The sequence below is a fragment of the Caballeronia sp. genome, assembly GCF_028292365.1.
Lineage (GTDB): Bacteria > Pseudomonadota > Gammaproteobacteria > Burkholderiales > Burkholderiaceae > Caballeronia.
The window spans coordinates 1-19,031 of sequence record NZ_JAQGMM010000254.1 but is presented as its reverse complement, the minus strand read 5'-3'; the positions used below and the strand labels follow the sequence as shown (position 1 = coordinate 19,031).

Below are 19,031 nucleotides of genomic sequence, written 5' to 3'. Positions count from 1 at the left end.
GCCCGCCAGATCCGCCTTGTTCAGCACACGCACGACCGGCACGCCCGTCGGAAAACGCGCCGAGATTGCTGCATCGTCGGCGCTCAGCGCCTCGCGCGCGTCCAGGAGATGCAGGACGACATCCGCGCGGCCGATTTCCCCCCATGTCCGCTCGATGCCGATCCGCTCCACCTCGTCTTCAGTTTCGCGCAGGCCGGCGGTATCGATTACATGCAGTGGAATGCCTTCAATCTGAATAGTCTGCGTGACCTTGTCGCGCGTGGTGCCGGCAATCGGCGTGACAATGGCGAGTTCCGCGCCGGCCAACGCGTTCAGCAACGACGATTTGCCCACGTTCGGCTGCCCCGCCAGCACGACCGATAACCCCTCGCGCAGCAGCGCGCCCTGACGAGCGTCGGCGAGCACTTTGTCGAGCAAGGCCCGGATGCGGGCGAGCTTGCCGCGAGCATCGGCGGCCTCCAGGAAATCGATCTCCTCCTCGGGGAAATCGAGCGTCGCTTCAACCAGCATGCGCAACGTGATCACGTCTTCCACCAGCGCATGGATTTCGCGCGAGAAAGCGCCATCGAGTGAGCGGCCCGCGGAGCGCGCCGCGGCTTCCGTGCTCGCCTCGATCAGATCCGCTACAGCCTCGGCCTGTGCCAGATCGAGCTTGTCGTTGAGGAAGGCGCGACGTGTGAACTCACCTGGTTCGGCCAGCCGCACGCCGAATTCACGACCGGTATCAATAGCACGCTGCAACAGCAGTTGCAGCACGATCGGACCGCCGTGCCCCTGCAACTCGAGCACATGTTCGCCGGTGTAGGAGTGCGGCGCTGGGAAATACAGTGCAATCCCGCGATCGATCGCCTCACCACGTGCATCGATAAACGGCACATAGCTCGCGTGCCGCGCGTCGAGCAACTGGCCGCACAGCGCCAGCATTGCGTGCCTTGCCGCGGCTTCACCCGCTCGCCCGAACGACAGCCGGATCACGCCGATACCCCCACGCCCCGGCGCGGTGGCGATCGCGACAATCGGATCGGTGTCGTTATTGGACATGGTTGTTTCCAGCGGAACGCGAGTGAACGAGTGGCGGCATTGTAGCGTGGCGCCTTCGTTTCGCTGGTCCGCACGAGTTGTTAGGACGATTCTCAATTTATCTTATGTGAGATATGATCGACCATAGGAATAACTGTCGGGATGCATCGTTTCATTGAGTGCAAATGTGATCGGTATTGGGTCACACCTATCAATAGGTCATGGCTGCATTCTTGAGTTATTTTTCCTGAGCGCGCTAAAAATGAGAAAGATGCGCCATATCTAGCGTAGGCGGTTGACTCCGTCACAGCGTTTGCCTCGCACAATCGCGACCATGCCAACACCCAAAGAGAAAACCGATTTTTCGGATCGGCTCAAATTTTCGATGACACGCGCGCCCGAGAAAATGCGCGGTGCAACCGATCTCGCTTTGCATTTCAATTTGCGTTATCACGGCGAACCCGTGTCGCCGCAAACCACGCACAAGTGGCTGACCGCGCGTTCAATTCCCACTACCGACAAACTGGCGACACTCGCTGAATGGTTCAAGGTCGAGCAGCACTGGCTTCACTACGGACCACCGCCAAGCGGGAATCCGCAAAATTCGCCGAAGCCGATTACGCACGATGAAAAGTATCCGGCATCGGAGGAGACGCTCGAACTGGCTTCGAAGATCGAGGCGCTTTCGCCGCACCACCGGTATTTGCTGGAAGAGCTGATCGACCAGTTTTATGGGGCGGGCGGGAAACGGTAAAACGCATACGCAAACCGAACGTAACATTTCACAGAAACAAAAACACCCGGCAAGCCGGGTGTTTTCAATCCAACCGAAGGTCAAACCATTAAGCCTTCGCCACCTTCTTCTGTCCCATCATGCGCGTGATGTAATACTGCTGCGCAATGGAAAGAACGTTATTCACGACGTAATACAGCACCAGTCCTGACGGGAAGAAGAAGAACATCACCGAGAACGCCAACGGCATGAACATCATCATCTTGGCCTGAACCGGGTCCGGCGGCGTGGGATTCAACCGCGTTTGCAGGAACATGGAAACAGCCATCAGCACCGGCAGGATGTAGAACGGATCGGCCTGCGACAAGTCGTGAATCCACAAGACCCACGGCGCACCGCGCATTTCCACAGACGACAGCAACACCCAATACAGCGAGATGAACACCGGAATCTGCACAACGACCGGCAGACAGCCGCCGAACGGATTCACCTTCTCGGTTTTATAGAGCGCCATCAGCTCCGAATTCATCTTCTGCGGATCGCCCTTATACCGTTCACGCAATTGCGTCATCCGCGGCGTGATGGTCTTCATCCGTGCCATCGACTTGTAGCTTGCCGCTGACAACGGGAAGAACACGGCCTTGATCAACAATGTGAGCAGGATGATCGACCAGCCCCAGTTGCCCACATAGCTATGGATCTTCTCAAGCAGCCAGAACAGCGGCTTGGCGATGATCGTCACCATGCCGTAGTCCTTCACGAGCTCAAGACCCGGCGCGACGCCTTCCAACATCCGCTCTTCTTCAGGACCAGCAAAAAGCCGCGATTGCACGTCAATCGTCTGCCCGGGCGCAATAGTCGCCAACGGCTGCTGCACGCCTACGCGATACAGCGCGGGATCGATCTTCTGCACGTAGATATCGCGCTTCACGCCCTGCTGCGGAATCCACGCCGACGCAAAGTAATGCTGCACCATCGCAACCCAGCCGTTATCCGCAGAGGTCGCGAAATCTTCCTTGCCCTTGTCGATGTCGCTGAACGTCATCTTCTGGAAGTGATGCTGCTCGGTATAAACAGCCGGCCCAATGAACGTGTGCGAGAAGCGCGGCGTTTCCACCGGCGAATCGTCACGCACGAGTTCCATATAAAGGCGCGGCGTAACCGGCGCAGTGCCGACGTTCTGAACCTTCGTGTCGACACCGATCACATAGCTGCCGCGCGTGAACGTGTAGGTCTTGATGACCTTCACGCCACCCTTGACCGGCGACTCGAAGGAGATCGACATCGTCTTGCCGTCACCCATCGTCGTCTGGCTGCCCGGCACGAGCGTGTAGACGTCGTTGTGGTTCGGGAAGTCGCCGCCGAGCAGGCCGGTGCGCGCGAGATACGTGTGTGTCGCGGTGCGATCGAAGAGCGTGATGTACAGATCCGGCTGCTTGCCGTCGCCTTCCTTCACGAGCGACAGCTTCGAAAGCGTGCCGCCGCGCGTATCGATCTGGCCGGAGTAGACGTCCGTGGAGAAATTCACGAGCTGGTCTGCGGCGGATGCGGGTGCATTCGAACCAGGCGCGACCGGTGCGCCGGGTACGCCAGGGGTTGCTGGCAAATCGGCGGCTTGCGTGCCCGGCGTCGTGGTTCCCGGTGCAGCGCTGCCGACCGTCTTGGTCGGGACGGCGCTCGGGAAGAACATCGACGGGCGCCCATGGTCACGTTGCCAGTTGTCGAACAGCATGACAGCCGACATGAAAAAGATGACCCATAGGACGGTACGTTTGATATCCATGCGTTGTCTCAGTGTCGATCGAAGAGCGCGTTATTGGCGCCGTGGGGGTTTGAACTCACTGAATTTGCCGGATCCGGCGAAGGATTTGGCGAATCCGATGAGCTCGGGGCAGAGTCGTCGACTGGGTCGGCCGCTGACGCGCCATCCTGCTGAACGCAGCCGGCGGCGGACGGAGGCACGGGGACCAGATCGATGCCGCCAGCCGAAAAAGGATGGCAGCGGCACAGACGTTTTGCTGCGAGGAATGAGCCACGCGCGGCGCCATGATACTGGATTGCTTCGCGCGCGTAGTCAGAACACGATGGGTAAAAGCGGCACCGGTTGCCGAGCATGGGGCTCACCGCAACCTTGTAGAAGCGTAATAAGGCGATCAACGCCGTTTCTGCCATTCGTGCCGTCTGCATAGAATTCGCGCTCGGGTCGACGCCGGACCAAGCCGGTGTGCGCCTGAAGCGGCTCATGAGCCCGCAGGCGCGGGTGGGTCGTTGACGATGGGCGATGCACCCTGCTCACCCACGCTTTCAGTACGTCGAGCGGCTTCGCGCACTGCACGGTCAAGCAGGCCGTCGATCTCTTCGCGAAACAACGTACGCAGCGGCGGCGATTTCGCGCTCGGCATGGCCTTGCGGTCAATTTTCGCATGCAGCCGCAGCAGGATATCCCAGCCGCCAAGCTCTGCACGCCGAAGCCGGAATGCCTCGCGCGCCAACCGCTTGATCAGGTTACGCGTCACCGCACGCGGCGCAAACTTCTTGCCAATAACCAGGCCCAGTCGCGCCTCATTGCCGGTCGGCTTGCCATACAGGACAAAATGCGGAGACCGGCGCCAGGGGCGCAAACGAAAAACGGATGAGTATTCATCCGTTTTCAGCAGCCTTGCGGCCTTGGGGAACGCGGCACTCGCTCGCAACTGACTGGTTTCCTGTCCGGAGCTGGTCGTGCTGCGCACCTGGCCGTCGCACGCGTCTGGGCGAGTGCCGGGGCGCGCCGTCAACAGCGACCTTAAACAGCCAGGCGCTTGCGGCCCTTCGCGCGACGTGCGTTGATCACCTTGCGGCCGCCGGCCGTCTTCATACGGACGCGAAAGCCATGGGTACGCTTGCGGCGGGTAACGGAAGGTTGGTAAGTGCGTTTCATGTTGGTCTCACTTGGGTAAAAACGGACCGCCGGCCATACGTAAGCGACAAAAAGGCGACGTACCGGCCGGTGGTACAAGAATTCGGGTTTTGCGGAACCCGCTATTTAAACCGTTTTCCTATTGACCGTCAATAGGTTATGGGGCATGGCGAGCGGTTTTCGAAGAAGTCCACAGGCTTGGCGATTCAATAGGCCGCATGGTCCGTCCCTGTGGATAACTCGCGCCGCGGTTGCATTTGGCGTTAGAATCTCCGCTCAATCCGACGTAACCGCGCGTTGTCCCGGTCCGCTGTACCGCCTGCAAAAGCATGGTGGACAAGGCTTTGGGGCACGCTTGCCCGCGCGCACCGGGCCTCGTCGCCGAGTGGCGGCAAGGGCGGCGGCAGGACCCGCGGTAAACCCTAACGACTGCATTCGATGAACGATTTTTGGCAACACTGTTCCGCATTGCTGGAGCGCGAACTCACGCCGCAGCAGTACGTCACATGGATCAAACCGCTGGCCCTGGTCGACTTCGATGCCGATGCGAGCACGCTGCGCATCGCCGCGCCCAATCGGTTCAAGCTCGACTGGGTGAAAAGTCAGTTTTCTGGCCGTATCGCAGACATGGCCCGGGAATTCTGGCACGTGCCTGTAGATATCCAGTTCGTTCTGGACCCAAAAGCGACTGCGCGCAAAGCGATGGGCGGCGCACCCGTGCCGCCGGTTTCGTCTGTTACCGCCGGTGCGCCTGCTTCCCCGCCTGTGCACCGTCCCGCGTTTCAGCCCGCTGAAAGAAGCAACGGCGGCCACGCGAACGCGAGCGCCCACATCAACGCGCTCGCAGCAGAAGCCGCTCAGCACGCGCAAACCCTGCAACATAACGATCAGTCCGACAACGGTGATCTCGACCTGCCGAGCCTCGACGCCAACGAAGCTGCCGCGGCGCGCCGGACATGGCGGCCGGGCGGCACGGCGTCGTCGAATGGGGAAAACGATACGGCTTACGAGCGTTCGAAGCTCAACCCTGTTCTTACCTTCGACAACTTCGTGACCGGCAAGGCGAATCAGCTCGCCCGTGCTGCCGCGATCCAGGTCGCCGATAACCCCGGCATCTCGTACAACCCGTTGTTCCTGTACGGCGGTGTGGGCCTGGGCAAGACTCACCTGATTCACGCAATCGGCAATCAGTTGTTGCAGGACAAGGCCGGCGCGCGCATTCGCTACATCCATGCGGAGCAATACGTGTCGGACGTGGTGAAGGCCTACCAGCGCAAGGCTTTCGACGATTTCAAGCGTTATTACCATTCGCTCGACCTGCTGCTGATCGACGATATTCAATTCTTTTCGGGTAAATCGCGGACGCAGGAAGAGTTCTTCTACGCGTTCGAGGCGCTGGTGGCGAACAAGGCGCAGGTGATTATCACGAGCGATACGTACCCGAAGGAGATTTCGGGTATCGATGACCGGCTGATTTCGCGCTTCGACTCCGGACTCACGGTCGCGATCGAACCGCCGGAGCTTGAAATGCGCGTGGCCATCCTGATGCGCAAAGCGCAATCGGAAGGCGTGAGTTTGTCCGAGGATGTGGCATTTTTTGTCGCGAAACATTTGCGCTCGAATGTGCGTGAGCTGGAAGGCGCGTTGCGCAAGATCCTGGCTTTCTCGCGATTCCACGGCCGCGAGATTTCGATCGAGTTGACGAAGGAAGCGCTGAAAGACCTGCTGACGGTACAGAACCGGCAGATATCGGTGGAAAACATCCAGAAGACGGCGGCGGACTTCTACAACATCAAGGTCGCCGACATGTATTCCAAGAAGCGGCCGGCGAACATCGCGCGGCCGCGTCAGATCGCCATGTATCTGGCGAAGGAACTCACGCAGAAGAGCTTGCCGGAGATCGGCGAACTGTTCGGCGGGCGCGACCACACCACGGTGCTGCACGCCGTGCGGAAAATCTCGGCGGAACGGGGTACGGACGCCCAGTTGAACCACGAACTGCACGTGCTCGAGCAAACGCTGAAAGGTTGAGCGTTCCGGGCGGCAGGGCGGACGCTAAAAGCGTTGGAAATGCGGGAAAGCGGCCGCTGTCCCGGGCAGCCGACGATAAATGGCCCCAAGCCAACGCCGAATCAGCAGGGGGCATGCGGGCGCCGAAAACGCTTCGAACGGCCGCTGATGATGATGCGCACGGTCGTTTGCCGCCTGCGCCCAAAAGCGCCACAAAAAGCGTCAAAAAATGGGCCTGTTTATTGACGAAATTGCCCCCATTTTCAGGGGGCGGTCAGGTTTTGAGGCACAATACGGGTTTGACCGTCCAGCGGCGCTGGGCGGCGTTTTGGCGCAAGCCTGGCACGTGCGGGTGGCAATCGCTGCAAGCGCGTGACACGAGACCGTCCGAAGGTCATCCATGCGGTGGCAAACGCTTCTCAAAAAGCGGTGGCAAAAGCGGGGGACACACGCGGCGGACGGCCGTCACATCAACGAAGGAACTCTATGCAACTGGTCAAGACCGAACGAGATAATCTCCTAAGGCCGCTGCAAACCGTGAGCGGAATCGTCGAACGCCGTCATACGTTGCCGATCCTCGCCAATTTGCTGATTACCAAGACTGGCGCCGACGTGTCGTTCCTCTCGACCGATCTAGAACTTCAGATCACCACGCGTGCCGATTTCGGCACCGGCAGCGATCAGGTCGCCACCACCGTAGCCGCGCGCAAGCTGCTCGACATCCTGCGCGCCATGCCGCCGGGAGAAGTGTCGCTCGATCTCACCGACAAGAAGCTGACCGTGCGCTCCGGCAAAAGCCGCTTTGCGCTGCAGACGCTTGCTGCCGATGAGTTCCCGACCGTCAACCAGGCTACGGAGTTTGGCGCGAGCCTGTCGGTTCCGCAAAAGACCTTCCGGCAATTACTCGGCATGGTCCACTTCGCCATGGCGCAGCAGGACATCCGCTATTACCTGAACGGCATGCTGCTGGTGGTCGACGGCGACCAGTTGATGGCAGTTGCAACGGACGGCCACCGGCTCGCGTTTTCATCGATGAAAATCGAGGGATCGTTCCCGCGCCAGGAAGTGATCATCCCGCGCAAGACCATCCTTGAATTGCAGCGCCTGCTTGAAGACATTGACGACTTGCTGGTGATCGACATTGCGGCAAGCCAGGTCAAGTTCACGTTCGGCCAGGTCGAACTCGTGTCGAAGCTCGTGGAAGGCAAATTCCCGGACTTCCAGCGCGTGATCCCGAAGTCGCACAAGAACACGTTCCTGATTGGGCGCGAAGAATTGCAGCGTTCGCTGCAGCGAGCCGCCATTTTGACGTCGGACAAGTTCAAAGGCGTGCGTTGCCTGATCGAGCCGGGCCAGTTGAAGATCATGTCGACCAACGCCGACCAGGAAGAAGCGCAGGAAGAGCTGGAAATCGCGTATCAAGGCGACAGCGTGGACATCGGCTTCAACGTCACGTATTTGCTCGACGTGCTCGCGAACCTGAAGATCGACATGCTGCAAGTGAGTCTCGGCGACGCTAGCTCAAGCGCCTTGATCACGATTCCCGAGAACGACGAGTTCAAATATGTGGTGATGCCAATGCGCATCTGACGCGGCCAAAACTAAAAACTTCCAAGGGGCGCATTGCCCCTTTGGCATTTTTAAGGCGTTTCGAAAAGTCTCATGCAGCGACCGCGCAGCAACCCCGCAGTGACCGCGTAGTGACCCAGTAACGACCCCGTAGTGACGCAGAACCGGAAAAAAACCCATGACTGAAAACCCAATTTCGCAACCCGACAACGCTTACGGCGCATCCTCCATTCAGATCCTCGAGGGTCTGGAGGCGGTCCGCAAGAGGCCAGGGATGTATATCGGCGATACGTCGGATGGCACGGGTCTGCACCACCTCGTTTTCGAAGTGCTGGACAACTCCATCGACGAAGCGCTCGCCGGCCATTGCAACGACATCCACGTCACCATTCACGCCGATAACTCCATCTCCGTGACTGACAACGGCCGCGGTGTGCCGACAGGCCTGAAGCTCGACGACAAGCATGATCCGAAGCGCAGTGCCGCCGAAATCGTGATGACCGAGTTGCACGCCGGCGGCAAGTTCGACCAGAACAGCTACAAGGTGTCGGGCGGTTTGCACGGCGTGGGCGTGTCGTGCGTGAACGGCCTGTCTGAATGGCTGCGCCTCACCGTGCGCCGCGACGGCAAGAAGCACTTCATGGAGTTTCGCCAGGGCGTGGTGCAAAACCGCGAACTCGTGACCGAGGACGGCATTACGTACTCGCCTATGCCTGTTGTTGGCGACACCGAAAATCGCGGTACCGAAGTGCATTTCATGCCCGACATCACCATTTTCGGCAACGTGGAATTCCACTACGACATTCTCGCCAAGCGCATGCGCGAATTGTCGTTCCTGAATAACGGTGTGCGGATTCGTCTGACCGATCAGCGTGACGGCAAGGAAGATGATTTCGCGTTCATCGGCGGCGTAAAGGGCTTTGTTGAATACATCAACAAAGCGAAGCAAGTGCTGCATCCGAACGTATTCCACGCGATTGGCGAGAAGGACAACGTCACGGTCGAAGTGGCCATGCAGTGGAACGACAGCTACAACGAAAGCGTGCTGTGCTTTACGAACAACATTCCGCAGCGCGATGGCGGCACGCACTTGACCGGCCTGCGCGCGGCCATGACGCGGGTGCTGAACAAGTACATCACCGACCACGATATCGCGAAGAAGGCGAAGATCGAGACGAGCGGCGACGACATGCGCGAAGGTTTGTCGTGCGTGCTGTCAGTGAAAGTGCCGGAGCCGAAATTCAGCTCGCAGACGAAGGACAAGCTGGTGTCGTCGGAAGTGCGCGCGCCGGTGGAAGACGTGGTCGCCAAGGCGCTTGAGGAGTTCCTGCAGGAAACGCCGAACGACGCGAAGATCATCACGAACAAGATTATCGATGCAGCGCGGGCTCGCGACGCCGCACGTAAAGCGCGCGAAATGACGCGGCGTAAAGGCGTGCTGGACGGCGTTGGTTTGCCGGGCAAGCTGGCTGATTGCCAGGAAAAGGATCCGGCGAAGTCCGAGATTTATATCGTCGAGGGTGACTCTGCAGGTGGATCGGCGAAGCAAGGGCGTGATCGGAAGTTCCAGGCCATTTTGCCCTTGCGCGGCAAGGTGCTGAACGTGGAGCGCGCGCGTTTCGACAAGCTGATTTCATCGGAGCAGATCGTGACGCTGGTCACCGCGCTCGGGACTGGACTCGGCAAGGACGATTACAACCTTGAGAAGCTGCGTTATCACCGCATCATCATCATGACCGACGCGGACGTGGACGGTGCGCACATTCGTACGCTGCTGTTGACGTTCTTTTATCGGCAGATGCCGGAGATTGTGGAGCGCGGGTTTATCTACATCGCACAACCGCCGCTTTACAAGATCAAGGCGGGCAAAGACGAGCGGTATTTGAAGGACACGCACGAACTGAATCAGCATATGTTGAAGCTGGCGTTGCAGGGCTCGGAGCTGACCGCGGCTGAAGGCGCCACGCCGATCACCGGCGACGCGCTCGGTGAGTTGGCGCGCGCTTATTTGCTCGCGCAAGCGGTGGTGGATCGTCTCAGCCGGTTCTACGACGTCAATGCACTTGGCGCAGTGATGGATGGCATCGAGCTGGATTTATCGACGCAAGAATCCACCGTCGCTTCGGCCGCCGCTTTGCAGGCTGCGTTGCGTGCCGATCCGTTGAAGCCGGAAGTGACTGTTGTGCCGGCTTATGACACGGTGCGCGAAGTCCGGTCGCTGCATATCAATCGCCGGCATCATGGGAACGTGAAGACGTCGGTGATCGACGAAGACTTCCAGTTGACCGCGGATTACAAGCAACTGCAGACGACCGCGAATACGTTCAAGGGCTTGATCGGGCCGGGTGCGGTGATCAAGCGCGGCGAGCGGTCGATGGCGGTGACCGATTTCAAGAGCGCGATGAAGTGGTTGATTGCGGATGCGGAGCGCAACGTGACCAAGCAGCGGTATAAGGGCTTGGGCGAGATGAACCCATCGCAGGTGTGGGAAACGACGATGGACCCGACCGTGCGCCGTTTGTTGCGGGTTCAGATCGAAGACGCAATTGCAGCCGATGGCATCTTCACGACGTTGATGGGTGATGACGTTGAACCGCGTCGCGCGTTTATTGAATCGAACGCGTTGCGGGCGGGGAATATTGATGTTTGAGATCGTGATTATCTGTAGCGGGAACCATAGCCTGAGATTTTGCGACCCATCCACTGAAAATTTTTTGATGGATGAGCTCCGATGACTCAGTTTGGTGGTACCTAATTAAAGTCACAGCTGCGCGAATAAAGTCACAGCTCCGAGAACGACGGCCACCTCATCGAGGTGGCCGTCGTTTTTCAGTCTGGACAACAATCAGGGAGGGGCTTCTCAGCCCGACTTCTGCTGTCTGCGCTGGTCTGCGGTCTCGCTTGCGCTTCAGCCCAGTGTAGTGAAAGCGATTTTGCCAGAGACCGCATCGGCCAGCTCACGCACAGCGACTTCTTGGGCGCCAGAGCATCGTAGTAAGAGTGGCCCGGTTTGCTTCTCTAGCGAATGCGCGTCTTGTCGGTAGATGCGGTCTCTCCAAATCTGGCCTGTCGTGAATAATTCTCGATAAAAACCTAGAAAAATACCTTTGAGTGATAAAATTTCGAATCAAGTGAAAAAATCTCGAGTCCATGGCCAGTCTGGAACCTGTCGGTTACGAGCACCTGATCCGAACCTTTAACCTGCCTGTCCGGCCGCTCACGCACCCCTGCTTCATTAGCGGCTCAGTGAATCGGCGAGTACCTGCGCACAATGGATTCTGGTTCCCACGCAACGTCGCGCTCGAATCGACGCCGGTGGGTCATCTTGAGTTCGCCCTGCGCCACGAGGGTGTGAACCTCGAAGTCATCGACGCCGTGTTCGAGCACGTGTCCGACACAGAGCTCGTTCGCCGCCTCACAGAGTCGCCCAATGGGGCGCACATCCGCCGGGCCTGCTTCCTGTGGGAATGGCTAACCGGCAAAAACCTGTCCGTTGAAGCCACACCGACAGGCCCATACGTCGACGCGCTTCCAAAAGATGAGTATTTCACTGCCGAACGCCCGGCGAACAATTCGAAGTTTCGCGTCCGGGATAATCTGCCAGGTACCCCTGCCTTCTGCCCACTCGTGCGCCGTTCGGCCCTACCAGAAAGCCCGACGCTCGATGAGCTTCTCAACGAAGCGTCCGAGACACTGGACAGCCTGACGGACCCGACGCTTTATGCCCGGGCTGTCAGCTACCTCTACCTGTCGGAGACGCGGAGCAGTTTCAGCATCGAACGAGAAAAACCCAGCGCGGACAAGGCTGAACGGTTTGTTCAGCTCCTGGCTCACGCTGGCGAAGAGAAGCTGGTGACAGAGGATTGGCTGGTCAGCCTGCAGAACATCATCGTTCGCGAGGTGTTCAGCCAGGAGGCGTCCTATCGGACGAAGCAGAACTGGCTCGAGGATGGCACGCGCCGCGTCACCTTCTTTCCGCCTCCTCCTGAAGACCTTCCGCGGGCAATGACAGGCTGGGAGCATTTCATCAACGAAATCGGCCTTCGCTGCCCGAATACCCTGGTAAGAGCCGCATGCGCCGCTTTCGGATTCGTCTACCTGCACCCCTTCCTGGATGGCAATGGCCGGATTCATCGCTTCATCATCCACCATGTGCTTAACGGCGCGCGACGCCTGCGTGGCGGAGCCATCGTTCCGGTTTCAGCTGTCATCCTTCGTCACGAAGCAGAATACGCTGAAGTTCTCAAAGGCTTTTCGGTCCCAACCACCCGGTTGTGGGACTACGTGATGAGCGACCCAGTTCCGCTAGTGACCCGGAATCCGGGAGGCCGTCCGTATCGTTTCTTTGACGCCAGTCGGGAAGTGCGTTTCTTGCACGAGATGCTGGTGGAGGCCATCCGGACAGAACTGCCGGAGAAGCTCCGCTGGCTCAGCGGCTACGACGAAGCTTTCAGGCAGTTGGACGCGGAGTTCGACCTGAGGCAGTCGGACCTGTCGGCCCTCATTCGCATGGTGAAGTCCAACAATGGAAAGCTCTCGGCAAACAAGCGCAAGCAATACTATTTCCTGCCCGAGAGCGTTATCGCTCGCATTGAGGAAGTGGTCAGGGAATCTTTTCCCGACGCCACAGGCGGCGGTTCAGTCGACGCTGCGGACGCCGACTCCCCCTGATTCGCAGCCAACCCGCGGACGCTTGCCGAGCGCATCCGAAAATCTGCATGTTTTTCGAGGAACAAGCGAAAAAATCCTAGTGTCGTGAAAATTTCACGAGCCAAGAACGGATTTTTCGACGCAGGGAGACAGAATCCGCGATTCGGGAGGATTTCGCGAATGTCACTTCGGGACACTGCGCGGCGTTGACTGAAACGCTTGAGCGCATCGCCCGGCAGCCTGGCTTTCACGGCGTGCGCGCACAGTCACTGACGTTGTTCGCGGTGCGGCACGCACACGGCTACACGGGCCTGCTTCCGACAGTAGCGCCATGTAGTGCTTATCTCCGTCAAGTATCGGACGCTTTCGCTCAGATTTTCTTATGACGAGGTTAGGGGCGATTCGCGGGTCGGCTGCTTCGATGCGCGTTGGTTTCTGCTCGACCACCAAAAGCCAGGCCATCCGCAACTACCCGCGCCCCCCAATTTCACCCCGCGAAATTGTGAAAAACGATCTCAAGCGTCGGCAACGGGCATTGCGCCGTTTAAAGTCCACGGTTACCTGGGAGCGGTTTGTCGCTGTTGCACTAACGCGCGTACGAACCATGCCTGCTCGATAACCACCGATAAAGCCTCATGGCCCGACCTAATTCTCAACAAGCGAAACAATCAGGCGCTATGCGCCAGTCTCCTGCGGCTATGCAGGCGCGCTTAGCCAAAATTGCCGAACAATTCCAGGCGGCGTACGTGGCTGGAGATTATCAAAGCGGTGCGAAATTCGCGGAAGAAGCGCTTCAGATCACGCCCGGTAACATGTCCATCCTGCCGGACTACGCGTTGTGCCTGATGCGCACCGGAGCCTACGATCATGCGTACAAGATATACATGAGCATTCACAATGCACCAGCGAGCCAGCGCAAGCTGGCGTCGGCGACCTGGCTTGATGGTTTGGTGGAAGTCTGCGGCTGGTTGGGCAAAACCGAAGAAATGCGCGAGTACGGACTGCGCTCCTTACGCGCTTCCGATGCAAAATGCGGCGCAGATCCGAGCGAGCCAATTCCTGATTCCCCACCGCCCGCGTTCAACGCCGCGAACCCCGCGGAAAACGTGATCGCTTACTCGCTGTTCGGATCGAATCCGCGATATTGCGAGCCCGCCGTTATGAACGCCGAGATAACACGCGACGTTTTCAAAGGCTGGACATGTCGCGTATATCTCGACGCAACCGTGCCCGAGCATGTTCAACGCAGACTCAAAGACGCGGGCGCCGAAGTCGTTTTCATGGACCGCGCTTCAGGCGTTCATCCGCTGATGTGGCGCTTCCTGGTTATCGACGATTCCAGCGTCAAACGCTTCCTTCTCCGCGATGCCGACGCGCTCCTCTCAGAGCGCGAATATGCGGCAGTACAGGAGTGGGTCGAAAGCCCGTATTACTTCCACATCATCCGCGACTACTTCACCCACACGGAATTGATTCTCGCGGGCTTATGGGGCGGATGCGCAGGCGTCTTGCACAACGCGGTTGAATCGATGCAGCGATTCGCTGCGACGAACGCGGATAGCGGCCGTTTCATCGACCAGCATTATCTGCGTGAAAACGTGTGGCCGACATTGCGCAAAAGTGTCCTGTCTCACGACGATCTGTTCGGTTTCCACGACGCCAAACCGTTCCCGCCGCATGCGCCAAACCGATGGAATACCGACAAGTTTCACGTCGGCAGCAATACAAGCTATCAGGCAATTGGCGGCGAAAGCGCGCTGCCGGATGGCGCGACGCAAAGACTGATTTTTAACTCGGCAGAAGGCAAGCCATTGTTCGACTACCAGACAACCGTGCAAAACGGCGAATGGCGTCTTGACATGCCGTTCTTCGTAATTGAGAAGATCACGTCACAGGAAATCGTGATCCACCGCGACGAATAAGCGACCACTACGCGCCCGTCAAGCGCCCACTACTTCTACCGTCGAGAAGCCAATCCCCACGCTTTTCGCCACTCTGATCTGCAACGGAATGCGCTCCTTGAGCGCTTCCACATGACTGATTACACCGATCATCTTGCCGCTCGCGTTCAACGAATCGAGTGCGTTGAGCGCAATCTCCAGTGTCTCGCCGTCGAGCGTGCCGAACCCCTCATCGAGAAACAGGGAGTCGATGGAAGTCTTGAAACTCACCAGATCCGATAAAGCCAGCGCCAACGCAAGACTCACCAGGAAGCTTTCACCTCCCGATAACGTGCGTGTGTCCCGGGCAACGTCGCCTTGCCACATATCGAGCACTTCCATTTCCAGATCCCCGCCAAGCTTGCGGTTCAACTGATAACGCCCATGCAATTGCGTGAGTTGCCGATTCGCGAGATAGATCAAATGATCGAGCGTCAGGCCCTGCGCAAACTTTCGATACTTCGCGCCATCGGCGGAACCGATCAGACTGCTCAAGCGTTGCCACAAGTCGTGGTGCGCGCGTTGAGCGTCGATCTGTTGATACAGCGCCTGCTTCTCCACGCGCAAGCGGTCGTCGTTTTTCAGCGTCGCACGGAGTTCGCCTTGTTTCTCGCTTAAGCCTTTCGAGGTTGCGAGCATGTCGTCAAGCGACCGTTGCAAGGCATCAGCGTCCAGTTCGGTCTTCGGCTCTTTCAACAATTCCGCGCGACGGTTTTCCGCCGTCGTGCGCAGCGTGTGAACCTTCGTGAGCAGTTCATCGAGTTCGCGCTTCAGCGTTTGCAGGCGCTCGCGTTCTTCATTCGGCAGCAGCGCTTCGGAGAACGCCTGTTCATTGGCGAAGATGCTTTTGCTTAACGCAACTGTCCATGTCGCCGATGTTTTCTCCGCGCGTCCCTTGTCTTCGCTCAGCTGCAGCGTCAACGTGCGCTCGGTGCCTTCGACGAGGTTAGCTTTGTCGCGCGCAATTTCGTAGCGTTGTATCGCCGATAAAAACGCAGCATCGGGATCTGCGGTCGTGGCAACGCCGGCTTCGGTTTCCAACTCCGCATAATCCTTCTCGCAATCGGCCCATCGCGTGGACCACTTCGCGGCTTCGCCCGATGCGGCTTCAACCGCGTGCTTCGCCCGATCGGCTTGCTGCGTCAACGTGCGAATCTGCTCCGATGCCTTCTGCCATGCCTTCCATTCTGCATCGCGCTCGGTGAGCCATTGCTGCCAATGCGTCCAGGAATCCGGTCGTGCATAACCAACGGACGTCACCGATTCATCAAGCGTCTGCTCTCTCTTGAGCGACGCGGCTCGCAAGAGGTCGGCTTGATCAGCGACATCTTTCAAGGATTTCCGCTCAGCGATTTGTCTCTCTTCGAGCAGCTTCAGTGCGTGCTGGTGGTCTAGCGCTGCGCGCTCCGCGGCATGCCGCGAAGTTTCGTGCTGCTTGATCAGCGATACCTGCTGATCGACCGCGACGGTCGTGTCCAGCGCAAGTTTCAACGTTGCGACGTGCGCCTGCATGAGCGTTTCGAGTCCGTCATGGTCAACGGCTTCGAGTCCAAGATCGACGCACAGCTTTCGCCAGTTCTCCGCTTGACGGGCTTCGTCTTCAAGCCATGCATCGATACGCGTCCCAAGCGCCTTGATCTCCGCAGTCAACGCCGCTATAGCGACATCGGTCGCCGAGGCTTCCTTATTTTTGCCCTGCAACGCGAGCTGTTTGTCCTTCAATGCGTGCTCGGTCGCCGAGACGTCGAGCGCGGCATAGGTAGTGATGGACGGATGCTCCGTCGATCCGCATAACGGACACGCTTCGCCGGGTTGCAACGCGGCGCGATGTCCGGCGAGATCGAGAATGCGCTGCTCCTGATGCAGCAACTTGCGTTTGTCCTCGACTTGCTCAGCAAGCGTCGCCACGTCTTTCGCAAGTCGATCGCGTTGCTCGTTCAATGAGGCGAGCGATGCATTTTTCCGAGTCCGCTCATTACGATCCAGCGCGGCTTGCTTGGTCCCGCGTGCAACCGTTTCGCGGATATCCCCCAGCTTGCGAAACAAATGATGCTGCTCGTTAAGAAGCTGGCAACGCGCTTTCAACGCAGCTTCACTCTCGCTGCCCAGCGTGGTCGAAAGCTTCGCGCGTTGCTCGCCTTCCGTCTTGCGTGCGAGTTCCGCTGCTGCCACAGCGCCGTGCACGGCAAGCTGTTTGGCAGAGATATCGACCGCCAGCTTATCGATCAGACCGCTCAAGTCTTTCTGCTTTGCGGCATTTGTCTCGATGTCATCTAGCGTCTGCCGGCGCGCAGCGAAGTGCTGTTGCCACAGCACGATCTGCTCACCGAGTTTGCGTCGATGCGGATGTTCATCGAGTGCGGACTGAACGGTCCTGCTTTCCAGTAACACGCGATTTAGCGCATCTTGCCGGAGCTCCACGATTCGTCGACTGGTCACTGATGCGGAACGCAGACCACGCGCTGCATCGAGCGAAGCGGCGCGCTTTTCGTCTTTCGAAAGCGCCAGTTGTCGCGACGTATCCGCGAGTCTCTCGCGCGCTAAAAGCATCGCTGTATGATCGGCGCGCAGCTTTTCGGCGGGCTCGCTCGCGGCGAGACGGTCGAGCGAAGGCTTGGCATCGGCGATCTTTACGTCTGCTTGCCGTTGATTGGCCCGCGCCTGTTCAAGCTGCGTTTCCGCTTCCGATAACGCGAGCCGCCACGTCTGCATCGCGCGTGTCGTCTCGACCTGCTTAGCAAGTGCGGTTTCCTGCGCGGCAAGTCCAATGCACTCCTGCTGCAATTCGGTCCGCTGCTCATCAGTCAGCAACTGGACACCGTCGGCGCGCACCAGAAGCGTATCCAGCGCAAGCTTCTCATTGCGCGTCCGCTCGAAGACGTTCTGCGAGATCGTGCCGTAGATATCGGTGCCGGTGAGTTCTTCCAGCAACTCGGCGCGTTCGTTCGCCTTCGCTTCAAGGAACGCGGCGAAGCCACCTTGCGCGAGCATCATCGACTTGGTGAAGCGGCCGAAATCCAGTCCGGTGATGCTTTCCACAAGCCGAAGCTTGTCCACGATCCGCTCGGTCATGATCGTGCCATCGAGACGCGCGAGTTCGACCTTGGGCGCTTGCAGATTACCGTCTGCTTTATCGCGTGCGCGACGTTGGCTCCAGAACGCCCGATACCCTTCGCCCTTCACCTCGAACTCCACTTCCGCGAGGCATTCGAACGTGTGCCGTGTCATCAGCTCGTTCGTTCCTTGCGAGATGGTGTCCATGCGCGGCGTGCGGTGATAGAGCGCGAGACAGATTGCATCGAGCAACGTGGTTTTGCCCGCGCCGGTCGGACCGGTGATCGCGAATAGGCCGTTGTCACGAAACGGCGGCTGGCTGAAATCGATCTTCCACTCGCCCTTCAGCGAATTCAGATTCCGCAAACGCAACGACAGGATCTTCATGCTTCATCCGCCTCGCCAATCTGCGCCACGACCTCGCGATACATCGATAAAAGCTGCACGCGCGTTTCCTCGCCGATCGTCTCCGTTTGCAGGCGGCGCGCGAATACATCGTCGGGCGTGAGCTCGTTCAGGGTTTCCTTGGCTTGAGATTGCAGCGTGCTGGCAGCAGAAGAACGCTCGCGACGAATGCGCAGTACTTCGACCGGAAGGTCTTCAGTGATCTTCTGGATACGCGACTGGAGATCGCTGAGATAGTCATCGGCGGAGACCACGATTTCAAGCCACACCATCTCGCCTTGAACGACCTGGGACGCAGCCGCCGAGACCGCAGCCTCGAGCTCTTTCAACGATCCTTTCACCGACAATAACTGTTGGAAGCACGGCACATTGAGCACGGTCACGCGTTCAAGGCCGTCCTCGGAAACATCCACAAGCAGCATCTCTTTCTGTTGCCGGGCTTCGTCGAAGCTGAGTGGTATTGGCGATCCGCTATAGCGGATGTGCTCGAACCCGCCTACTTTCTGCGGCCGATGAATATGCCCGAGCGCGATGTAATCGGCGGCCGGAAATGCGCTCGTCGGAAAGGCTTCCAGCGCGCCCACATAAATCTCACGCACCGATTCACTCGCGCTCGCGCCGACCGTCGTCAAATGACCGGTCGCGATGATCGGCAAATGCACGCCAAGCTCCAGGCGCTTTTGTTCCGCCAGCGCAAAGAGCGCCTGATAGTGCGCGTGAATCGCGTCTTGTAGCGACTCCTGTTTCTCGC

The 19,031-nt window shown here is 58.7% G+C and carries 13 protein-coding genes; 6 read left to right on the top strand and 7 right to left on the bottom strand.

All coding sequences use genetic code 11. The features are described 5' to 3' along the window. On the bottom strand, positions 1–1,041 hold a 1,041-nt coding region (mnmE, locus tag JWR14_RS16040), incomplete at its 3' end, for a tRNA uridine-5-carboxymethylaminomethyl(34) synthesis GTPase MnmE (RefSeq protein WP_299708430.1). A gap of 313 nt (positions 1,042–1,354) precedes the next feature. On the opposite strand from mnmE, the gene JWR14_RS16035 reads away from it, so the two are divergent. Next, positions 1,355–1,774 carry a transcriptional regulator gene (locus tag JWR14_RS16035; protein ID WP_299708428.1) on the top strand — a complete coding sequence of 140 codons (420 nt, stop codon included), beginning with the start codon at positions 1,355–1,357 and terminating at the stop codon, positions 1,772–1,774. An 88-nt stretch (positions 1,775–1,862) separates the two neighbouring features. Here the strand turns inward: JWR14_RS16035 and yidC are convergent, their stop codons facing one another. The 4 genes from yidC to rpmH all read right to left on the bottom strand — a co-directional run bounded on the left by yidC (position 1,863) and on the right by rpmH (position 4,673). Further along, on the bottom strand, positions 1,863–3,536 hold the full coding sequence (gene yidC / locus JWR14_RS16030; RefSeq protein WP_299708426.1) for a membrane protein insertase YidC: 1,674 nt from the start codon (positions 3,534–3,536) through the stop codon (positions 1,863–1,865). Positions 3,537–3,544: 8 nt separating this feature from the next. Next, positions 3,545–3,925 (bottom strand): membrane protein insertion efficiency factor YidD, encoded by a 381-nt coding sequence (gene yidD, locus JWR14_RS16025; RefSeq protein WP_299708424.1) that lies wholly within the window; start codon positions 3,923–3,925, stop codon positions 3,545–3,547. Between the two features lie 68 nt (positions 3,926–3,993). Then, positions 3,994–4,485, bottom strand: coding sequence for a ribonuclease P protein component (rnpA, locus tag JWR14_RS16020; RefSeq protein ID WP_299708422.1), 492 nt, complete (start codon positions 4,483–4,485; stop codon positions 3,994–3,996). Between the two features lie 53 nt (positions 4,486–4,538). Then, the gene (gene rpmH, locus JWR14_RS16015) at positions 4,539–4,673 is read right to left on the bottom strand and encodes a 50S ribosomal protein L34 (RefSeq protein ID WP_006998755.1); all 135 of its coding nucleotides are present in this window, start codon (positions 4,671–4,673) and stop codon (positions 4,539–4,541) included. 417 nt (positions 4,674–5,090) lie between these two features. Between rpmH and dnaA the strand changes: the two genes are divergently transcribed. The 5 genes from dnaA (at position 5,091) to JWR14_RS15990 (ending at position 14,803) form a co-directional block, all read left to right on the top strand. Further along, the gene (gene dnaA, locus JWR14_RS16010; RefSeq protein ID WP_299708410.1) at positions 5,091–6,683 is read left to right on the top strand and encodes a chromosomal replication initiator protein DnaA; all 1,593 of its coding nucleotides are present in this window, start codon (positions 5,091–5,093) and stop codon (positions 6,681–6,683) included. Between the two features lie 465 nt (positions 6,684–7,148). Continuing rightward, on the top strand, positions 7,149–8,252 hold the full coding sequence (dnaN, locus tag JWR14_RS16005; RefSeq protein ID WP_299708408.1) for a DNA polymerase III subunit beta: 1,104 nt from the start codon (positions 7,149–7,151) through the stop codon (positions 8,250–8,252). Positions 8,253–8,409: 157 nt separating this feature from the next. Further along, on the top strand, positions 8,410–10,881 hold the full coding sequence (gene gyrB, locus JWR14_RS16000; protein WP_299708406.1) for a DNA topoisomerase (ATP-hydrolyzing) subunit B: 2,472 nt from the start codon (positions 8,410–8,412) through the stop codon (positions 10,879–10,881). A 500-nt stretch (positions 10,882–11,381) separates the two neighbouring features. After that, the gene (locus tag JWR14_RS15995; RefSeq protein ID WP_299708403.1) at positions 11,382–12,902 is read left to right on the top strand and encodes a Fic family protein; all 1,521 of its coding nucleotides are present in this window, start codon (positions 11,382–11,384) and stop codon (positions 12,900–12,902) included. A 725-nt stretch (positions 12,903–13,627) separates the two neighbouring features. Continuing rightward, positions 13,628–14,803, top strand: a complete 1,176-nt coding sequence (locus JWR14_RS15990; RefSeq protein ID WP_299708401.1) for a tetratricopeptide repeat protein — start codon at positions 13,628–13,630, stop codon at positions 14,801–14,803. A gap of 18 nt (positions 14,804–14,821) precedes the next feature. Here the strand turns inward: JWR14_RS15990 and JWR14_RS15985 are convergent, their stop codons facing one another. Both JWR14_RS15985 and JWR14_RS15980 read right to left on the bottom strand, forming a co-directional pair. Continuing rightward, positions 14,822–18,262 carry an AAA family ATPase gene (locus tag JWR14_RS15985; RefSeq protein ID WP_299708399.1) on the bottom strand — a complete coding sequence of 1,147 codons (3,441 nt, stop codon included), beginning with the start codon at positions 18,260–18,262 and terminating at the stop codon, positions 14,822–14,824. Beyond that, the coding region (locus JWR14_RS15980) for an exonuclease SbcCD subunit D C-terminal domain-containing protein (protein WP_299708397.1) at positions 18,259–19,031 on the bottom strand (773 nt) is incomplete at its 5' end. The genes JWR14_RS15985 and JWR14_RS15980, both read right to left, overlap by 4 nt.